Source organism: Vibrio sp. nBUS_14 (assembly GCF_051201655.1).
GTDB lineage: Bacteria > Pseudomonadota > Gammaproteobacteria > Enterobacterales > Vibrionaceae > Vibrio.
In genome coordinates, this window is sequence record NZ_CP179206.1 from 1,760,332 (window position 1) to 1,778,695 (window position 18,364).

Genomic DNA, 18,364 nt, shown 5'->3' on the forward strand with positions numbered 1-18,364 from the left:
GTCGCACACATGGCCAATGGAACAACCAAAAATATCTATTTGCTGAGGCATGGCAAGGTTGAAGGGAAAGCTGCACTGAATGGTTTATCTGACGTGTTGGTTAACCCAAACCTTCAACAACAGATTTGTGATGCGTTGGCTCATCATGATGTCGCTTTCGATGGTGTTATTACCTCACCATTAAGACGATGCAGTGACCTGGCAAAGCTGTATACACAGTGCATGTCGATGCCTTTGTCAATCGCTCCTGATTTCCAAGAAATGAACTTTGGTGAAGTTGACGGAGTCGCATTTGATGAACTTGAAGACAAGTGGACGATGTTAGACACCTTCTGGCAAGATCCCGCAAACCATCAACTGACTGGTGCGGAAAGTTTACAGAGCTTCCATAACAGAGTAACTCAAGCTTGGTCGCAACTTTTGAATGATCCAAGTGACAATCTATTGCTGGTTACTCATGGTGGCGTAATTCGATTGTTATTGGCGCATTGCCTTGATATTGATTGGAAAAATCCGAGCTTGTACTCGAAGTTATCGATTGAGAATGCGTCGATAACCCATATTCAAGTCACTCAGTTTGCGCAGAGCTCTATCAGCGTTAAAGCGATAGGGCTGCCTGTTCTCTGAGTGTTCACAAAATACAGTTTAAGAATTAACAATCTACTAAAAATATTAGAAGTATTAAAAGTAACTAAAAGTAATTAGAAGTATAAAGCGGCGTGAACAGTCGCTATACCAGATTGGTATTACTACCTACGTGAAAGGAATTTAGTCATGACAACTCCAAGTTGGGATTTAAGCATTGCTTATCGCGATCTTGATGATGCAAAAATCGAACAAGACATCGAACTCATTCAGCAGTGTATTGAACTGCTGTACCTGCATGTTGAAAAGCGTCACATCATTCTAGCAATGCAAAACGCAATCCAGACCTCAGAAGCTGCAGGCACGTTACTGAGCACGATCAACACCTTCGCTAATTGCCACGCATCGGTAGACGCGACCCACACAGAAGCCAAAACACTGCTTGGTCGAGTAGCGAAGCTGAACTCTGAAATGTCTCAAGCGTTTAGCCCTTACGAAGACACGCTAATTCACGCAGAACCAGAATTTATTGATGCAGTATTAGAGCATGAGAGCGCAGATGTTGCAGGCCAGCGCTTTGCGATTGAGAGCTTACGTAAATTAGCTAGTAGCCGACTCAGCGTTGCAGAAGAGCAGTTGTTAGCAGCAATGAAAGTTGATGGCCGTGACGCATGGGGTCGTTTGTATGACAACCTAACCGGTTCTTTGAAGCTGTCGCTAAAACTTGATGGTGAAGAAGAGCCGCTTGGTTTCTCGCAAGCCGCTAGCTTGCTGTATGGCAGTGAATTCGACAAACAAGAACCGGCATGGCGCGCTGTTCTGAGGGCTATGAAGACTCACCAAGAGTCATTTGCTTCGATCCTAAATGCGCTGGCAGGTTGGCGTCTGACTGAAAACAAAAAGCGTTCGAAAATCAGCGATGTACATTTCTTAGATCCAAGCTTGCATGGCAGCCGCATCGTGCCTGAAACGCTAGACATTATGATGTCTGTCGCTAAAGCGAATCGCGAAGTGGGTCAGAAAGCGGGTCTACTAATGGCAAAAGTTCACGGCTTAGATGAGATGAAGCCTTGGAACCAATTAGCTGCAATGCCGCCATTGGGTGATGCTGAATCTAAGGTTTACCCTTTTGATGAAGCGATTGAGGTGATTAAAACCGCTTTTACTGAAGTGAATCCAGAGATGGCTGATTTTGTCATTTTGATGGTTGAGAATGGTTGGATTGATGCTGCGCCAGCAGCCAACAAACGTTTGGGCGCATACTGCACCAAGTTTGCTGCGACACGTACACCGCTTGTCTTTATGACGTGGAGCGGTAGCCGCTCTGACTTAATGACACTGGCACACGAACTGGGCCACGCGTTCCACAACTGGGTAATGAAAGACATGCCGTTGTGTCAAACTCGTTACCCAATGACGCTGGCAGAAACGGCTTCTATTTTTGCTGAAAACATCGTTCGTGATCACTTGCTACAACAAGCTCAAACACGTAATGAGAAGCTCGAAATGTTGTGGGAAGAGCTTTCTTCTTCACTCGCTTTGATGGTGAATATTCCAGTACGTTTCGAATTTGAAAAAGCGTTTTACGAGCAGCGTGAAAAAGGTGAACTGACGCCTCAACAATTATGTGACCTGATGGAGAGTACTTGGAAAGACTGGTACGGCGATGCAATGACAGAAGCCGACCCTTACTTCTGGGCGAGCAAGCTGCACTTCAGCATCTCTCAAGTGAGCTTCTACAACTATCCATACCTGTTCGGTTACTTGTTCAGTAAAGGCGTTTACGCACAACGTGACGCTAAGGGTGAAAAGTTCTACGGTGATTATGTCTCATTGCTTCGTGATACTGGCAGCATGATGGCGGAAGAAGTGGTGCAAAAGCACCTCGGAATGGACCTGACTCAAGCTGATTTTTGGCAACAAAGTATCGACATGGTCAAAGTTCAAATCGATGAATTCGAAAGATTGCTGAATCAGGAAGATTAATTGATCTCAATCTGTTCATAGCAGGTCAGAGCTGTGTTAGCTTACGTGGCTCTTATCTTGCTGACATGACTTGAGAAAAGCTGAGTCGACCCAAAGTTACTTTAAATAGAGAAAGTTATTTGGAACAGATGTCGGTTAGTAAAGCCAGCAGGAAATATAAATATATATGGGTAGTATTTGTGATTGATAACGGAGTTTCTGTTGATAAGTGCGATCCTAGCGACACAATTTCCATGTACAATTTATTAACATACGGCCGTGCAATTAAGGAGTAGCGCATGACGAAGACCCTATTTCGCCAATCATTTCTTTTTGACAGCCTAGATCTTGAGCAAGAAGTGTTTGCAGGACAGACCGTACTAAGTAACGGTGTTCAAATTAAGCTTCATCAACGTGGTGTATTGGAAGTCATTCCCGCGGATTATAATTCTGAAACTAAGAACATCATCTTCTCAACAGGTGTTCATGGTGATGAAACTTCACCGATGGAGCTAGTAGATAAATTAGTGGAGGATATTGAGACAGGCTTTCAAGTAGTAAATGCTCGATGCTTGTTTATTATCGCTCACCCAGAAGCGACCAATGCGCATACGCGTTTTCTCGATGTGAATATGAATCGTCTGTTTGATGAAAAGCAGCACGAAAGCAATCGAGAAGTGGATATCGCGAAGAACTTGAAGTTCTTGGTTACTGAGTTTTACAAAGAAACGGAACCTGCCACTCGTTGGCATCTAGATTTGCACTGTGCAATCCGTTTATCTAAGCATTACTCGTTCGCTGTGAGCCCTAAGGTTCGCCACGAAGTACGTAGCAAAGAGTTATTTGACTTCATCAACAGTGCTCACGTTGAAGCCGTGTTGTTGTCGAATGCACCAACCAGCACTTTCAGCTGGTACAGCGCAGAGAACTTCGAAGCGCAAGCACTGACAATGGAACTTGGGCAAGTTGCGAGAATTGGTGAGAACCAACTTGATAAGCTCACTGCTTTTGATTTAGCAATGCGTAATTTAATCGCGGAAGTAGAACCAGAGCATCTGCCTAAGCCAACCATTACTTATCGAGTGAGCCGTACTATTGTTCGCTTGCATGATGACTTCGATTTCATGTTCTCTGATTTTGTAGAGAACTTTACCGCGTTCAAGCACGGTGAAGTATTTGGTCATGATGGTGATAAACCATTGATGGCGAAGAATGAAAACGAAGCGGTGGTGTTCCCAAATCGAAACGTAGCAATCGGTCAACGAGCCGCCTTGATGGTGTGTGAAGTTGAAACGCGATTCGACCACGGTCAGCTTGTGTACGATTAATACCGAGTCGGGTTTAAGCGACTAGAACAACTGCTCAACTGGTTGAAATATCAAGGTTCACATTACGGCGTGAGCCTTGAGTTTATTTGGGTATACAGGTAAGGTTACGCGAACTTTTTCAAAGTAGCTTGATATGGATTTCCAACAACTTCTTCACCAAAAACAGCGCAAATGGATGCGAGCCATTTATTTGATGGCAGTAATGCTTGTCGCGCTGAGTGCAATTTACCTAATGGTTGGCGATCTCTTCATTTCCCCTCTGGGCACCTTGCCCACGTTAGAACAAAAACTACTGATTGATTTACGCTTACCTCGACTATTGGCTGCTATTGCTATCGGGGCAGGTTTGGCTGTATCTGGCGCAAGCTTACAAGTGTTATTAGGTAACGTATTAGCAGAGCCCGGTGTGCTCGGTATTTCCGGTGGCGCGAGTTTAGCCATGGTGATCGTGCTGTTCTTCTTGCCGTTTGCTCCTACACCAGAACTCTTCATGATCGCTGCCGTATTAGGGTCACTCTGCTTTACCGTAATTCTGGTGAGCATGGTCAAAACGATGCGACTGACTACGGCCAAATTATTGCTGGTGGGTGTCGCGTTAGGCATTCTTTCTGGTGCTATGGTGACATGGGCTTTTTATTTTAGTGATGATCTCAGCCTTCGCTTATTAATGTACTGGTTGATGGGCAGTCTAGGCGGCGTGACTTGGCATCAACACTCGCTCACCTTAGTGATGATTCCGGTGATTATTTGGTTGTGTTTGCAAGGCAGCAAGTTAGATAAACTGATGATTGGCGAGACTCATGCTGCGCAATTGGGTGTGAACGTACCTAAACTGCGTTGGCGCTTAATCTTCGCTGTGTCTATTTTGGTAGGCTGCGCGGTGGCATTAGGTGGCGTAATCAGCTTTGTTGGCTTGGTTGTGCCACACTTACTGCGTTTAGCGATTGGTACCGATAACAAATATCTACTGCCTCTGTCTGCCGTTGCGGGTGCAGTGCTGTTGGTGTTTGCTGATATTTGCGCACGAACCTTACTCGATTCTGCAGAATTACCTTTGGGTGTGATGACCACAAGTATCGGTGCGCCTATCTTCATTTGGATGTTAATTAAAAATCATGATTCAAATTAAGAGCCTGAGCGTCGGCGCTCGTTTATTACCTCTATCATTTGATCTCAAGCCGGGCCAAGTGACTCATGTTATTGGGCCTAATGGCAGTGGCAAGAGTACTTTGCTTGAAGCAATTTCAGGCATTGGTGACGGCTATAAAGGAGATATCAAGCTCGATGAGAAAGACCTATCTGACTTATCTTTACAGGACCTATCATTGCACCGTGCGTACTTGTGTCAGAGTGCAAGACCGGCTTTTAACTTAGAAGTGTTCCAATATCTCGCGCTCTCATTGCCGAGTTCATCACACGGACTTGATACTGAAATCAACGCTGCTATGGACGAAATAAGCCAGATGTTGGATATCACAGACAAACTTCATCGTTCAATCCAAGCTTTGTCAGGTGGTGAATGGCAGCGCGTTCGATTGGCGGGCATGTGCCTACAAGTTTGGCCCACACTTAACCCATATGCGAAGCTACTGATCTTAGATGAACCCGCGGCACCGTTAGACATTGCGCAAGAAGCGTTACTCTATAAGCTTATTGAAAGAGTCGCACAAAAGGGCATCGCCGTAGTCATGGCAAACCACGACCTTAACCGCACCCTAAGGCACGCCGACCAAGTACTACTGCTCGACAAAGGTGTTTTACAAGCTTCTGGTACAGCGGCAGAAGTGCTGACTCCAAAGCAACTTGAGTCTGTATTCAACACTCAAGTGAAAAGTGTGCTTATTGATGGAATTATGGTATTGCTGTTTCAATGACAGAGGGGGACAAGTCAACTAAAAAAATAAAAACCCCCGAGTTTTATTTCCGCTTGAGATCTGATCGTCGATTTCTACCTAATCTTATCCCCCCTTTTAGATATTACTTCTCGAAATTTTCATTTTAACAATAATCTATTTTTGATAACAATTCTTTCACTTCAACGCTATTTGGATGCATAAAAAAGCAAGGTAACAGTTGTTTTATCATAAAATTAAATTATTACCTCGCCATATTGATTTTTTCGTGTGATGTTTGTGTTGCATATGTATCTTGTATGCCTTTTGGTGTTTTGGTTGTTTTTCTTATGTTTCATTCGTTAAAAAACAATTCTTAATAGCATAAATACTTTTAATTTGTGTTTGCACTGTAATCAATTCACTCTATTAAATACTGAGAAAACATATGAATATCACTATAAAGAAGCCCGAATTCAACTCCGAAGTGCGACACTCTCCAATATCAAGCAGCCAATACCATTTCTTTAAAGACAATCGCTGGTTGCTTGAAGTCTAAACACTTTTTCGGTCGATAATTTATCCGTGATACAGCGAATTCAATATCGCTGTCTGTTACCGTTGTTAAGTCGGTTCCTTTCTTCACATATTGCCTTAAAAGCCCGTTAGCATTCTCATTGGCTCCACGCTCCCAAGAACTATAAGGGTGGGCAAAGTACACATCAGCCTCCAACGCCTTTGCGATGGTTTCGTGGCCTGCAAACTCTCTCCCGTTATCTGCCGTGATGGTATGGACATGTTCCTTATAAGGCATGAGTAGCTCGATGGTGGCTTTGGTGACATCATCTGCTGACTTCGATGGCACTTTCTTGACCACGTAAAATCGTGTTTTACGCTCTAAAATTGTCACCATAGCACCAGTGCCATGTTTGCCTAATACGGTGTCGATTTCCCAATCACCCAATCGCTCCTTACTGTCAACGATGCTTGGCCTATCATCGATAGAAACAGCATTCTTGATCGCTGGCGCTTTCTCTTTTCTACCGCGACGATACCGCTTGTGACCTTGCCTCAAGTGGCGATATAACTTGCCTCCCAAGCGTTTATCCTGCGCAACAAATCGGTAGATCCACTCATGGCTGACAGCGGCACCGACTCTCGTTAATACACTGGAAATCTGCTCTGGACTCCAATCCGATTCCAAAAGGAGACGGATAAAATCAACACGCTCCTGAGGTATTCTGTATTTACGAGCTGATGTGCGTTTTTTGATTGAGAATACCTGAGCTTCGCTTGGGCAATAATGACTGCCTCTACTGCCGCGTTTAAGCTCACGATATACCGTAGAGCGATGGCACTGAACAGTTTTAGCTATTTCAGAAACCGAAATCCCCCGTTCCAAAAGAGCAGAAATCTGGTATCTTCTGCCCTCGGTCAACTGCTGATAATTCATGGTAGTACTGCTTGTTTCTTTGGCGAGAAGAGCGTACCACTTTCAGCAGTTGGCTTCCTCTTCTACACCTTTCCATGAATGTCGCACTTATTATCTGAAATCGGGAGCTAGCTCTAGGCATATCATTAGCCATGGTCCAGTATTCTGCATTTGCTGATCACAATACCTTTCCTACACTCAACAGTTCACATGAACATAAGTTTAAAGCCAATAACCAGCTTTCAAGAGAATCTGAATTAACTTTCAACTTCGTGTTAAATAATGGCCCTAGAAACACGTTAGATACTTTATCTAAGTCTTACTTAAATCAAATTGAAATTATTGATAAGAATAATCCTTTATATGATGAAAACCGTGTTAACCGTGATGCAGTAAAACAAGAGGTGGCTGAATCAATACAATATTATTTAAAGCATCAGCTCGTGTTGAACCCAAGGTTTGCTATATTGGGCGGGAAAGTTGAGGAGTGGTGCTTGGAAGCACTTGACTCTAGTTGTGTGAGTCCGGTCGCGCCATTTGGACAATTGGCACACCTGGATACTGCGCTGGCACCTTCGGGAGGTTTTACACTTATTGTCGGTAAACCGAATAGTCAAGCAACCATAAAAACGATACTTCAAACTGTACCCGGTCAGCGCTATACGCTTTCTTTTGATATCACTGGTGAATTTGTTAAGCATCCCGGACTCTCTTATACATATCAACCACTAAATACACGTGTGTCCATTGGGGGGGAGGATACGCTGATCACTAAAGCACACCCTTTAATTCAAGAAGAGTTTTGGTCTGGGGGCGTTTATGGGGTTGTAGATGCACCGTGGGATAACAACGAAAACGGCCGAAATCATTGGGAAAAGGTTGAACTGCAGTTCGTAGCCACGCAAGAACAAACTATCTTAAGTTTCACAAATCTTGCTAGAACGAACAGTGGTCAGCAGACATCACCAACAATGCTCACTAACATAATGGTTTATGATGATGTGACAGCAGATAAAGGCCTTCAGCCAGGTAAAGTTGCGGTTATCGCCACGGCTGGCGTGAGCGTTGCTGCGCTTGCTGGGACGACAATTTATCTAGCTCGAAAAGGTGTTTTTCAAGATGTATTCCAGGCTCTTGGATATTCTGCAACTACAGTTGGTCCTGGTACTGACGCAATGAAACTAAATGCGTCTTTTGATGATATGTATGAGATCCTGCAAGGAAATGGTGGTAAGCAAGCTTTAGAAAATTATCTAACCTTTCCTACTCGAGAGTATGGCGCTGAATATTTTGAGAATCAGATTTCAGAGTCCGATCTTAACTTTATGACTGATATGGGATTTAAAGAACTTCACACTGGTTTGCCAGCTAATCAACTTCCATTTGATGAGAGCGCTACATACATTACAAAAACGGTTTCAGATATCGCGCCTATAGAAGAGCAAACTGTCATCAAGTTTGACTCTCAAGAGGCTGCTGCAAGTTTTGTTAGGCAGTTAGATTCTTACTTATTGAGGGAAGAAGAGGCTATCCCAGGGATCAGTCAGCATGTGAATAGTATTAGTGTCATTGTCGGTACTGATGAAGCAAATGCAGTTGTAGCTGAACATGAATCTGTAATTATTCTTCACAGTGCTAGTGAGTTTGAAGCGGGCGATGCTGGTCTTATGGGAGTAGGCGAGTTTGTTGCCAGGTTTGCGGTTGCCAACGGTTTTGAACAGTCTATCGTTGATAGTCTGCCGTTCATCTACAACTCAACAAGCCTTGCAGGTGTGGGTTGGAGCTCAGTTATAGAAGACGTAAGTCAGGCTGCAACTACTGCCATTCATAGTTCCTACCAAATCGGGATGACTGCAGAAGAGTTTTCTGCAGCAGCAATGGAATCTTTGGAGGTTGCTGGTATTGTAGCGTTACTTTAGTCCAAATTTGATAATTTCATGAAAAGGGTGCTGAAGTATAAGCATTGTGCTTTTTACGGCCTATCAATTCTAACGCCCAACACCATGATCATGTCGACTTTACAAATTAAGTGAGACAGCAATGGAAAAAGTTGGACTAAGATATCACTTATCTAGCTGATTTAATTATCTTTTGACTATGAGAACCTCAAAGTGGCTTACTCACTAAGCCGCTTTTTTCTTCACTTTGAATATTGTTTCTACAATCAGGACAGGATACTGAGATCCAATAATTAGAAGCAACATCATCTATCTAGAACGCTTTTGTTTGAGTTGTGTGATGCTGATTCCTATCAATATAAAACCCGCTGTTATTGATAAAATTGACGTATATATTTTTCGTTGTTCTTCAAATAAAAACTATAAACCCTCGAACTGAAATGTTGATTGGTAAGTGACCAATTGACGTTGTGCTCAGGGTAAAATAATAGAGAGTGGGAAAGTGACAACAATAAATAATACTATACTAAAAGTAGCAGTAGGTATGGCTATGCTATCGAGTGTGCCGTCAGTGGCAAACGCTCATGGTTGGTCTGAATTTCCAAGTGCACGTCAGAACACGTGTTACGAGCAAGGCGGGATTTGGTCAGGTACACCACCGAATGCTGCATGTGCTCAAGCGAAAGATATTTCTGGTTCATACCCGTTCGTTCAACGTAACGAGTACGCGAAAAATATCCAAGATTTCAACAATATCAATGCTGTGAAAGCGGCGATTCCTGATGGCACATTGTGTTATGCCAATGATTCGCAAAAGCGCGGTATGGGTACTCCTCATACTGGTTGGACTCGCACCGAGCTAAGCACTGGTACATTTGAATATGTGTTTAACGCGACTGCACCACACAACCCTTCATTTTGGGAGTTCTACCTAACGAAACCAAACGCAGACCTGAGCAAAGGCCTAGCGTGGGGTGACTTAAATCTTATCCAAGAAGTGGGCAATGTTCCTGTTAGCGGTGGTAAATACCGTATCAACGTGACCATTCCTTCAGACCGTTCTGGCGATGCAATCTTATACGTACGTTGGCAGCGTGATGATGCTGCAGGCGAAGGCTTCTACAACTGTTCAGACATCACTATCGCGGGTGGTACAACACCTCCGCCAGATCCTACCCCACAGCCTGATCTAGTTCGTGGCGACCTGTTTGTTTCTGACCAGTTTGGTACTCCAGAAATTGGTGATACAGTTAAGTACGACATCATCAACAAATACGGTGAAGTTGCACGTAGCTTTGATATTGTTATTGATAAAACGAACGTTAACGATTGGGCTCGCTTGTTGGCTTCGGAAATCAACGGTTGGCACGAAGAGTTTAAAGATGGTGCGATCTTCATTGGTGACTGGCATGCTGAAATGCAGCACTACATGTATTTCCAAAACGATCCTTCACGTAACTTCTTCAACTCAAAGGATAGCCGTGCTTCTGGTCAGCTAACTCTAATTGAAGGTGGTGACGGCGGTGTTGAGCCGTTAAAAGGCGACATCTACGAATTAGTGAAGAGTGACAATGTTGTTAATGCTGGCGATAAAGTTGTGATTGCAACGAGCGAAGCCGCAAACCTAACACAGACTCAAGGTTCTGCAGTTAGTATTCAAAACAATGGTACAGCTTCAATTGTGGTTGATACGACTTTGATTACAGCGAACGAAACATTGTCTTTCATTGCTAGCTCTATTGAAAGCGAGAGTGTAGAAACCTTTACATTCGAAGTCATTGCTGATGACGGTGGCGTGACACCAGACCCAGATCCAACGCCGGATCCTGATCCGACACCTGACCCAGGCTCTTGGGATTCATCAGCGACTTATCTTGGTGGTGAAATAGTGACTTACTCGAACCAGTCATGGAAAGCACAATGGTGGGTTCAAGGTGGTACAAATCCTGAAGCGACCTACGAAAATGACAAATGGGGTGTTTGGCGTCCAGCTAACTAGTCAGCTAGTTGACCTAAACTGAGTAACTAAGACACTACACTCGCTTGACGAGTGTGGTGTCTTTTCTTATGGGAGAGATAAACAAGTCGACCGTGAAGGTAATTGGGTTTAGGGTAGGGCTTTGTTATACCTAAATGTCCGAGTACTTCGAATATCCAAGGTTTAGTCATTGTTTGCACGTTTGATAGAAAAGACTTTTTGATGAAAAAATCACAGATACTCGCCAATACAATCAAGAATCAGATAGAGCAAAATATTTGGCTGAGTGGTGAGAAGATCCCATCAATTAGAGATGCATGTAAGCGCTATAAACTCAGCACAGAGACGGTATTACAAGCCTATCAGCAGCTTGAAGACCAAGGCTATGTTCGCTCAAAACCCAAGTCTGGTTATTTCGTGTTACCACGCAGAAATGTGTTCGTTTCAGATCATTCAAAGCAAAAAGCCATCAAGCCGTATCCCGTTAAGATCAGTGATCTGCTTTACGATGTGCTTCAACGAGCCAAAGACCCTAGCATCATTCCACTTAGCTCGGCATTTCCAGACCCTGCTTTGTTTCCGCATCAAGCATTGTCGCGTAGTTTGGCCAATGCCAGCCGCCAAATGCCTGACAACAGCATGCTCACTAATTTACCTCCGGGCAGTGAAACACTCCGCAGGCAAATTGCCCAACGCTACCAAATGCACGGTATAAATGTACTGCCAGACGATATTGTGATTACTTCTGGAGCGATGGAAGCACTTAATCTTTGCCTGCAATCTTGCACAGAGCCGGGTGACTTGGTCGCGATCGAGTACCCTGCGTTCTATGGTGTGTTGCAGACCATTGAAAGGCTAAACCTTACGGCAGTTGAAATACCAACAGACACAGAAACCGGAATCGATCTTGATGTGTTGGAATCGGTGATGGCTTCAATGGACATCAAAGCGTGTTGGTTCATGACGGAATCACAAAACCCAGTCGGCTATTCGATGAGTGACAACAACAAGCAAAGGTTGGTTGAGTTGGTGAATCAACACAAGATCCCGATGATCGAAGACGATGTGTATCGTGAGCTTCACGTCGGTAATCAAAGCTCATTGCCTGCTAAAGCCTATGACACTGGCGAGCAGATCATGCTTTGTGGCTCGTTTTCTAAATCATTGTCGCCCGGCTTTCGAATCGGTTGGGTAGTTGCAAGGAAACAAGCGTTGAAGATTCAACGATTGCAACACCTATCAACACTTTCCAGCAGCATTCCTATTCAGCTCGGTTTGTCTCACTACCTGACGTTTTATAGCTATGACAATCATTTGAAAAAGCTTCGTAAACTGCTGAACGAAAGGAAGAAGGCGCATATAGCACTTCTAGAATCCAGTTTGCCTCAGAGTGCTCGGATTCATAAAAGCCAAGGTGGTTACTTCCTTTGGATAGAATTACCTCACTCTGTTTGTGTTGAGAAGCTTTATGAGCAAGCTCTTGAACACAACATATCTGTCGCGCCAGGGATCATATTCAGTAGTGACAAGAAGTTCTCCCATCACATTCGACTTAATTGCTCGTATGCTTGCGACGACAAAATCGCAGAGGCCATTCGTACGCTAGGTGGTTTGATTCAGGCAATGGAATCACAAGCCTAAGTCGTTAGTCTATCTTCGAATATGTTTACCTGAAATCTAGTTTGCCTCTCGTCGGATCATTTAATCTGTTCTGTTTTTTAACGGCTTATCTGTTCTAGTTTAGTTTGTTCGAACTGTGCTGAAATACGCTCCAATTCTTAATATTAAAGCCATCATTATGATGTTTGGAGCTTAAATGTTTGATGTAGTTGAATTGTCGCGTTTACAGTTTGCGCTAACCGCTATGTTCCACTTTCTCTTCGTCCCGTTAACTATCGGTATGTCTTGCTTACTGGCGATCATGGAATCCATTTATGTGCTCACCGGTAAGCAAATCTATCAAGATATGACTCGCTTCTGGGGCAAACTGTTTGGTATTAACTTCGCCTTGGGTGTCACGACGGGTTTAACTATGGAGTTCCAGTTCGGCACCAACTGGTCTTATTATTCTCACTATGTTGGCGACATCTTTGGTGCTCCTCTCGCCATCGAAGCCCTTGTCGCATTCTTCTTAGAATCCACGTTTGTTGGCCTCTTCTTCTTCGGCTGGGAAAGGTTATCGAAACGCCAACACCTTGTTGTGACTTGGTTGGTGGCGTTGGGCTCTAGCTTCTCTGCATTATGGATTCTGGTTGCTAACGGTTGGATGCAAAACCCGATCGGGTCGGAGTTCAATTATCAAACCATGCGTATGGAAATGACCAGCTTCGCCGAAGTGGTGCTCAACCCAGTTGCTCAGGTTAAGTTTTTACATACCGTCGCTTCGGCTTATACCTGTGGCGCGATGTTTATTCTTGGCGTGAGTTCATATTACTTGCTGAAAGGTCGAGATATTGCCTTTGCCAAGCGTTCTTTCGCTGTAGCGGCATCCTTTGGAATCGCTTCAATTATCTCAGTAATCGTACTCGGTGATGAGTCCGGCTATGAACTGGGTGATGTCCAGAAAGTAAAACTTGCTGCTATAGAAGCGGAATGGCACACCGAACCTGCACCTGCGGCTTTCACCTTGTTCGGACTACCCAACCAAGAGGAAGGCAAAACGGACTTCGCTGTGAAAATTCCTTATGTGATGGGGATTATTGCAACGCGATCTTTGGATGAGCAAGTAACGGGTCTTCATGACTTACGTGATCAACATTTAGTGCGTATTCGAAACGGTATTATTGCTTATGAATTGCTAGAGCGTTTGCGAGCTGGCGATACCTCACATGACACGGAACAAGCCTTTGATCAAACCAAGCACGACCTCGGCTACGGCTTATTGCTCAAGCGATACACAGACATCGTGACTGATGCTACTGAACAGCAAATCCAACAAGCAGCCGACGATTCAATCCCAACAGTGTGGCCTCTGTTCTGGTCATTCAGAATCATGGTGGGTTGTGGCTTCATTATGTTGTTTGTCTTTGGCGTGGCTTTCTTACAAACCTACCGTAAAAACATCACTCAAAAGCCTTGGTTATTGAAGGCGGCGCTTTGGTCAATTCCATTACCTTGGGTAGCAATAGAAGCAGGTTGGTTTGTCGCTGAGTATGGTCGTCAACCGTGGGCAGTCGGTGAAATTCTCCCTGTTGCAGTCGCGGCATCTTCGCAAACCGTTGAAAACTTGCTGACGTCTCTCGCGCTAATTATTAGTCTCTATACGGTCTTCATCATTGTTGAAAGTTACTTGATGATTACCGTCGTCAAAAAAGGCCCAAGCAGTTTAAAAACGGGGCGTTATCACTATGAACAAACAACATCGCTTGAAGCCAAATTGGCACAACAAGTTCAACAATAAGGTGACTGACTCATGTTCGAATATGACACATTACGTTTAATTTGGTGGGTGCTAATCGGTGTGTTGCTGATGGGTTTTATGATCACCGATGGCTTCGATATGGGAGTAGGAGCGTTATTACCGTTTATCGGTAAAACTAACTCTGAAAGACGAGTGATGATTAACTCCATCGCACCCCATTGGGACGGCAACCAAGTGTGGTTAATTACCGCAGGTGGCGCTTTGTTTGCAGCTTGGCCGTTAGTGTATGCGACATCCTTTTCAAGCTTATATGTTGCGATGTACTTGGCTCTTATCCCATTGTGGCTGCGTCCTCTTGCGCTTGAGTATCGAGCTAAGATAGATAACGACCAATGGCGCAAAGTGTGTGATTTGGCGATTTCATTTTCAGGCTTCTTTCCGCCGATTTTATTTGGTGTCGCGTTTGGCAACTTGATGCAAGGGCTTCCATTCTCGCTCAATAGTTTGCTTATGGTTGAATACCACGGATCGTTTGTTGATTTGCTTAATCCGTTTGCTCTGTTGTGTGGCTTTGTTGGGTTATTGATGGCGCTGTTGCAAGGCAGTGCTTGGCTGATGATGAAAACGACAGATGCGCTATACAACAAGGCAAGATTGGTTGCGCAGGCGAGTGCGATATTTGTGGCTAGCCTGATGGTCATTGGCGGTTTAGCGATAAGCCAAATTAATGGCTATCTGATTGTCAGTGAGTTGAACCATAGCGCTGTTTCAAACCCGTTAAACAAACAAGCGATAGCAGAAACCGGTGCTTGGCTAACCAATTTTGAGACTTATTCATGGATGGGGTTTGCGCCGATTGGCAGTGAGCTCATTCCGCTGTTGGCGCTTATTAGCGCGAGGTTAAAATGGGACGCACTGGCTTTCATCAGCTCAAGTCTGACTAATGCGTGCATTGTTTTAACGGCTGGTTTCTCGATGTTCCCATTCATCATTCCGTCTAGCGTTAATCCAAGCCATAGCTTAACGTTGTGGGATTCAACATCGAGCGAACTGACTTTGAACATCATGACAGGCGTAGCGTTTGTGATGGTGCCAATCATCCTGTGTTACACCGCTTTTAGTTATCGCACCATGTTTGGACGACTCGATAGCGAGTATGTCGAACGCAACGGCCATTCACTGTATTAAGGAGTTTTTCATGTGGTATTTTGTTTGGATACTAGGTCTGTTCTTAGCGTCAGCATTCGCTGTTTTGAATGTAATCAGTTTAGAAAAAAGTGATTCTGAAACAGAACTCTGATTGACGTTTGATTTGTGAAAAGACCAGAAGCGTGATGCTCTGGTCTTTTTTATGCTTTTAAATCATGGCTATGCTGCTTTCTTAGTTAGTGGCCAAAATGGTAAGGCTCGATTCGAGCTAATGACTAGGGCGTGTTGATCTTTGCTGTACATTCCGTGTTCAACAATACATCGGTAGCCACATTAACATGAATGCCAGTGATAACATGCTGGCATAATTCCTTTCTAGCTTGTCATATCTACTTGAAATAGCTCGATAATGCTTAATTCTCCCAAAGGCATTTTCGACCAAGTGACGATACTTGTATAGACACCAATCCATACTGTCTTTGTCTATATCTTGTCCGTAATTGCGTTTAGCAATTACTGTTTCTCCGCCACGTTCCTTAACAAAAGTACGGAAAGGTTCGCTGTCATATCCTTTATCACAAACGATGGTATTAACTTCATCGAGTTGCTCAACTAAGCTTTCGGCATGCACTATATCGTGGCGTTGTCCCTCTGATAAATCAAAGCAAATCGGCAGGCCACCACTATCTACAGCTAAGTGAATTTTGGTTGAGTTGCCCCCGCGACTTTTTCCTATTTGCTCTGAACTTTCAGTAGCTGCACCTGTACTATGCTGATGCGCTCTAACTATAGAGCCATCAAGAAATACCCATTCAAAGTCAGCCATGCTAGATAAGCTTATGAAAAGATTATCTAAAATCCCTTTCTTTGACCAAAGATTAAATCGTCTGTAAACGGTACTCCACTCTCCGAACTCAGAGGGTAGATCTCGCCAAGGAATACCTGTTCTCATTCGATAAAGTATTCCTTCAAATGTCATTCGATGTTCAGTTTTATCGTAAATACGACCTGTACTTTTCATAACTTGGAGTAGCAGTTCCCAGCGAATATCAGTTAGCATTGTTCTTGGCATGGTATTGGTTATGGTTTTACTTTTGGCGAAGCAAATTATAACTCTTTACCATGCTGTTCAAAAAACACTCACGAAAGATCAACACGCCCTAGAATTATCTCAAACGAAACAAGTGAGCTAGGACTTAATCTGATCACTTTATCTTATTCGAATGGATGCTTTCGAAACTCGAAAGAGGGTTAATTAACGTACGAACTAATTCCATAGATTTGTCGGTGTGGCACACCCGAGGTGCCCATATCGAATTACCTTCAGTTTAACTAATCTTGATTCCTTAAATTTACTTCTTCAGATCATCCACATACATTCCTCACATCAGCCCCAATAGAAACAATTTTATCTAACCTATTGTTAAATATTTACTATTTGATAGTGTGTCTAGGTGCACATAAAAAGTGTACTTCAGATTTAGCAAAAAATAATAACAGTAGGAGTTGCGATGAGTATTGTAGTGAGACGCTCTGAACCGTCAGATGCAAAGGGAATAAAAGAAGTTTACGAATGCACTAATGCTTATACCGGTACGCTGCAACTCCCAAATCCATCTCTGGAAACTTGGCAAAAACGAATCTCAAATGTTCCAGATAATGTGTACTCTTATGTCGCGTTATTGGACGGAGAAATTGTTGGAAACCTAGGTTTAGAAGTGTGTGTAAATCCAAGAAGGCGTCATGTCGCTTCTTTTGGTATGGGTGTTAAAGACGATGTGTTAGGCAGAGGTGTAGGTAGCCAATTACTCGCAACGGCGATCGACTTATGTGACAACTGGATTAACATCAAAAGACTGGAACTCACCGTTTATACCGATAACGAACGAGCGATCGGCCTGTATAAGAAGTTTGGTTTTGTGATTGAAGGGGAGTCTGCTGGATTTGCCTTTAAAAATGGCGAATATGTGGCGGCTTATCATATGGCACGACTGGTATAGCACTTTACAATAAACACTCAGCTACAATAAACACTTAGATGCAACTGACACTCGGCTATAGTCAACACACAGCTGCAATTTATACAGTTGAATTTACTGACAGATAATAAAACGCCACGTTGTTAAAACGTGGCGTTTTCTATTCAAGTTAGCTGAAGCTTTTCACCGCTTCAGCTGTCACTTTAGTTCAGTCGAAAACTTAGTTAAGCCGTCAGAGACTCAAGGTTCGCAGGGCGGTAGTGTACAGATTTTAGTACTTTACCTTGGCGAATTGTCTTGCCTTCAGAAACGAAATCTTCCGCACACTTAGCGATGATGTACTCGCCTTTTTGAACCGCCATCAGTTTGATGTTCTGCTCAGCATAGAAAGCTTCAGTTTCTGCGTATTCTGTTTCGTTACGGCAAACTTTACTCATGTTGCTTGAGTGTACTTCGTCCCAACAAGGCAGAAAGTCGATTGAGCGGTTTTTAGAAACATTCAACAGTAGGTCGATCAGGTAGCTGATTGCTAGGTTGTCTTCTACCTTAGCTTGGCCAAGGTGAACTAAACGTCCCATCAAAACATAAACGCTGTCTACAATAGCGTCCGCTTGTTCGAGTTTAGAGTCAGCTTCTGCAAGTTCTGTCAGTTCTTCGATCGCTAGAGAGGTGTGTAGCGTATCGCCTTTTTCGTCCATTGTTTCAGGAGCAGCAACAGGCAGATCAAAAGTACTGCGGAACTCTTCAATGTCGCGATAAAGGTGATCGTAGATTTCTTGGCTTAGTTGAGAAAGGTTCATTTTCCTATCCATTCTGTTTCGTTAATTGGGTATTTTACCAAAGCTGGGAATAGGGTG

At 43.7% G+C, this 18,364-nt stretch carries 15 protein-coding genes; 12 read left to right on the forward strand and 3 right to left on the reverse strand.

Annotation, left to right across the window (positions count from 1 at the left end; translation table 11 throughout):
- Positions 1-9 precede the first annotated feature (9 nt).
- The 5 genes from cobC to btuD all read left to right on the forward strand — a co-directional run bounded on the left by cobC (position 10) and on the right by btuD (position 5,752).
- Positions 10-627, forward strand: coding sequence for an alpha-ribazole phosphatase family protein (cobC, locus tag ACMAZD_RS08245; RefSeq protein ID WP_435249241.1), 618 nt, complete (start codon positions 10-12; stop codon positions 625-627).
- A 147-nt stretch (positions 628-774) separates the two neighbouring features.
- Positions 775-2,571, forward strand: a complete 1,797-nt coding sequence (locus tag ACMAZD_RS08250; RefSeq protein ID WP_435249242.1) for a M3 family oligoendopeptidase — start codon at positions 775-777, stop codon at positions 2,569-2,571.
- A 278-nt stretch (positions 2,572-2,849) separates the two neighbouring features.
- Positions 2,850-3,878 carry a succinylglutamate desuccinylase gene (locus tag ACMAZD_RS08255; RefSeq protein WP_435249243.1) on the forward strand — a complete coding sequence of 343 codons (1,029 nt, stop codon included), beginning with the start codon at positions 2,850-2,852 and terminating at the stop codon, positions 3,876-3,878.
- Positions 3,879-4,011: 133 nt separating this feature from the next.
- On the forward strand, positions 4,012-5,007 hold the full coding sequence (gene btuC, locus ACMAZD_RS08260; protein ID WP_435249244.1) for a vitamin B12 ABC transporter permease BtuC: 996 nt from the start codon (positions 4,012-4,014) through the stop codon (positions 5,005-5,007).
- Entirely contained in the window at positions 4,994-5,752 is a 759-nt protein-coding gene (gene btuD, locus ACMAZD_RS08265; RefSeq protein ID WP_435249245.1) for a vitamin B12 ABC transporter ATP-binding protein BtuD, read from the forward strand. The genes btuC and btuD overlap by 14 nt, the downstream gene beginning before the upstream one ends.
- Positions 5,753-6,215: 463 nt before the next feature.
- Here the strand turns inward: btuD and ACMAZD_RS08270 are convergent, their stop codons facing one another.
- Positions 6,216-7,163 carry an IS30 family transposase gene (locus tag ACMAZD_RS08270; RefSeq protein WP_435248156.1) on the reverse strand — a complete coding sequence of 316 codons (948 nt, stop codon included), beginning with the start codon at positions 7,161-7,163 and terminating at the stop codon, positions 6,216-6,218.
- Between the two features lie 131 nt (positions 7,164-7,294).
- Here ACMAZD_RS08270 and ACMAZD_RS08275 point away from each other — a divergent pair, with 131 nt between their 5' ends.
- The 6 genes from ACMAZD_RS08275 to cydX all read left to right on the forward strand — a co-directional run bounded on the left by ACMAZD_RS08275 (position 7,295) and on the right by cydX (position 15,679).
- Positions 7,295-9,061: a hypothetical protein gene (locus tag ACMAZD_RS08275; RefSeq protein ID WP_435249246.1), complete on the forward strand. Its 1,767-nt coding sequence runs from the start codon at positions 7,295-7,297 to the stop codon at positions 9,059-9,061.
- 529 nt (positions 9,062-9,590) lie between these two features.
- Positions 9,591-11,039, forward strand: coding sequence for a lytic polysaccharide monooxygenase (locus ACMAZD_RS08280; RefSeq protein ID WP_435249346.1), 1,449 nt, complete (start codon positions 9,591-9,593; stop codon positions 11,037-11,039).
- A gap of 201 nt (positions 11,040-11,240) precedes the next feature.
- A complete protein-coding gene (locus tag ACMAZD_RS08285; RefSeq protein WP_435249247.1) occupies positions 11,241-12,659 on the forward strand; it encodes a PLP-dependent aminotransferase family protein in 1,419 nt (472 codons plus the stop codon).
- A 175-nt stretch (positions 12,660-12,834) separates the two neighbouring features.
- Positions 12,835-14,418: a cytochrome ubiquinol oxidase subunit I gene (locus ACMAZD_RS08290; protein ID WP_435249248.1), complete on the forward strand. Its 1,584-nt coding sequence runs from the start codon at positions 12,835-12,837 to the stop codon at positions 14,416-14,418.
- Positions 14,419-14,430: 12 nt separating this feature from the next.
- Positions 14,431-15,567, forward strand: coding sequence for a cytochrome d ubiquinol oxidase subunit II (gene cydB / locus ACMAZD_RS08295; protein WP_435249249.1), 1,137 nt, complete (start codon positions 14,431-14,433; stop codon positions 15,565-15,567).
- A gap of 10 nt (positions 15,568-15,577) precedes the next feature.
- Positions 15,578-15,679, forward strand: a complete 102-nt coding sequence (gene cydX / locus ACMAZD_RS08300) for a cytochrome bd-I oxidase subunit CydX (protein ID WP_017109819.1) — start codon at positions 15,578-15,580, stop codon at positions 15,677-15,679.
- 159 nt (positions 15,680-15,838) lie between these two features.
- Here the strand turns inward: cydX and ACMAZD_RS08305 are convergent, their stop codons facing one another.
- Positions 15,839-16,600, reverse strand: a complete 762-nt coding sequence (locus ACMAZD_RS08305; protein ID WP_435246940.1) for an IS5 family transposase — start codon at positions 16,598-16,600, stop codon at positions 15,839-15,841.
- A gap of 439 nt (positions 16,601-17,039) precedes the next feature.
- Between ACMAZD_RS08305 and ACMAZD_RS08310 the strand changes: the two genes are divergently transcribed.
- Positions 17,040-17,528, forward strand: a complete 489-nt coding sequence (locus ACMAZD_RS08310) for a GNAT family N-acetyltransferase (protein WP_435249250.1) — start codon at positions 17,040-17,042, stop codon at positions 17,526-17,528.
- A gap of 203 nt (positions 17,529-17,731) precedes the next feature.
- Here the strand turns inward: ACMAZD_RS08310 and ACMAZD_RS08315 are convergent, their stop codons facing one another.
- A complete protein-coding gene (locus ACMAZD_RS08315; protein WP_435249251.1) occupies positions 17,732-18,307 on the reverse strand; it encodes a nucleoside triphosphate pyrophosphohydrolase family protein in 576 nt (191 codons plus the stop codon).
- Positions 18,308-18,364: the final 57 nt, after the last annotated feature.

Excerpts from the sequence above, each read along its gene's own strand:
- ACMAZD_RS08270 (WP_435248156.1), bottom strand. The coding sequence starts at position 7,163 with ATGAATTATCAGCAGTTGACCGAGGGCAGAAGATACCAGATTTCTGCT.
- ACMAZD_RS08305 (WP_435246940.1), bottom strand. The coding sequence starts at position 16,600 with ATGCCAAGAACAATGCTAACTGATATTCGCTGGGAACTGCTACTCCAA.
- ACMAZD_RS08280 (WP_435249346.1), top strand. The coding sequence starts at position 9,591 with ATGCTATCGAGTGTGCCGTCAGTGGCAAACGCTCATGGTTGGTCTGAA.
- cobC (WP_435249241.1), top strand. The coding sequence starts at position 10 with ATGGCCAATGGAACAACCAAAAATATCTATTTGCTGAGGCATGGCAAG.
- btuC (WP_435249244.1), top strand. The coding sequence starts at position 4,012 with ATGGATTTCCAACAACTTCTTCACCAAAAACAGCGCAAATGGATGCGA.
- ACMAZD_RS08255 (WP_435249243.1), top strand. The coding sequence starts at position 2,850 with ATGACGAAGACCCTATTTCGCCAATCATTTCTTTTTGACAGCCTAGAT.
- cydX (WP_017109819.1), top strand. The coding sequence starts at position 15,578 with ATGTGGTATTTTGTTTGGATACTAGGTCTGTTCTTAGCGTCAGCATTC.
- ACMAZD_RS08310 (WP_435249250.1), top strand. The coding sequence starts at position 17,040 with ATGAGTATTGTAGTGAGACGCTCTGAACCGTCAGATGCAAAGGGAATA.
- ACMAZD_RS08315 (WP_435249251.1), bottom strand. The coding sequence starts at position 18,307 with ATGAACCTTTCTCAACTAAGCCAAGAAATCTACGATCACCTTTATCGC.
- ACMAZD_RS08275 (WP_435249246.1), top strand. The coding sequence starts at position 7,295 with ATGGTCCAGTATTCTGCATTTGCTGATCACAATACCTTTCCTACACTC.
- cydB (WP_435249249.1), top strand. The coding sequence starts at position 14,431 with ATGTTCGAATATGACACATTACGTTTAATTTGGTGGGTGCTAATCGGT.
- ACMAZD_RS08250 (WP_435249242.1), top strand. The coding sequence starts at position 775 with ATGACAACTCCAAGTTGGGATTTAAGCATTGCTTATCGCGATCTTGAT.
- btuD (WP_435249245.1), top strand. The coding sequence starts at position 4,994 with ATGATTCAAATTAAGAGCCTGAGCGTCGGCGCTCGTTTATTACCTCTA.
- ACMAZD_RS08285 (WP_435249247.1), top strand. The coding sequence starts at position 11,241 with ATGAAAAAATCACAGATACTCGCCAATACAATCAAGAATCAGATAGAG.
- ACMAZD_RS08290 (WP_435249248.1), top strand. The coding sequence starts at position 12,835 with ATGTTTGATGTAGTTGAATTGTCGCGTTTACAGTTTGCGCTAACCGCT.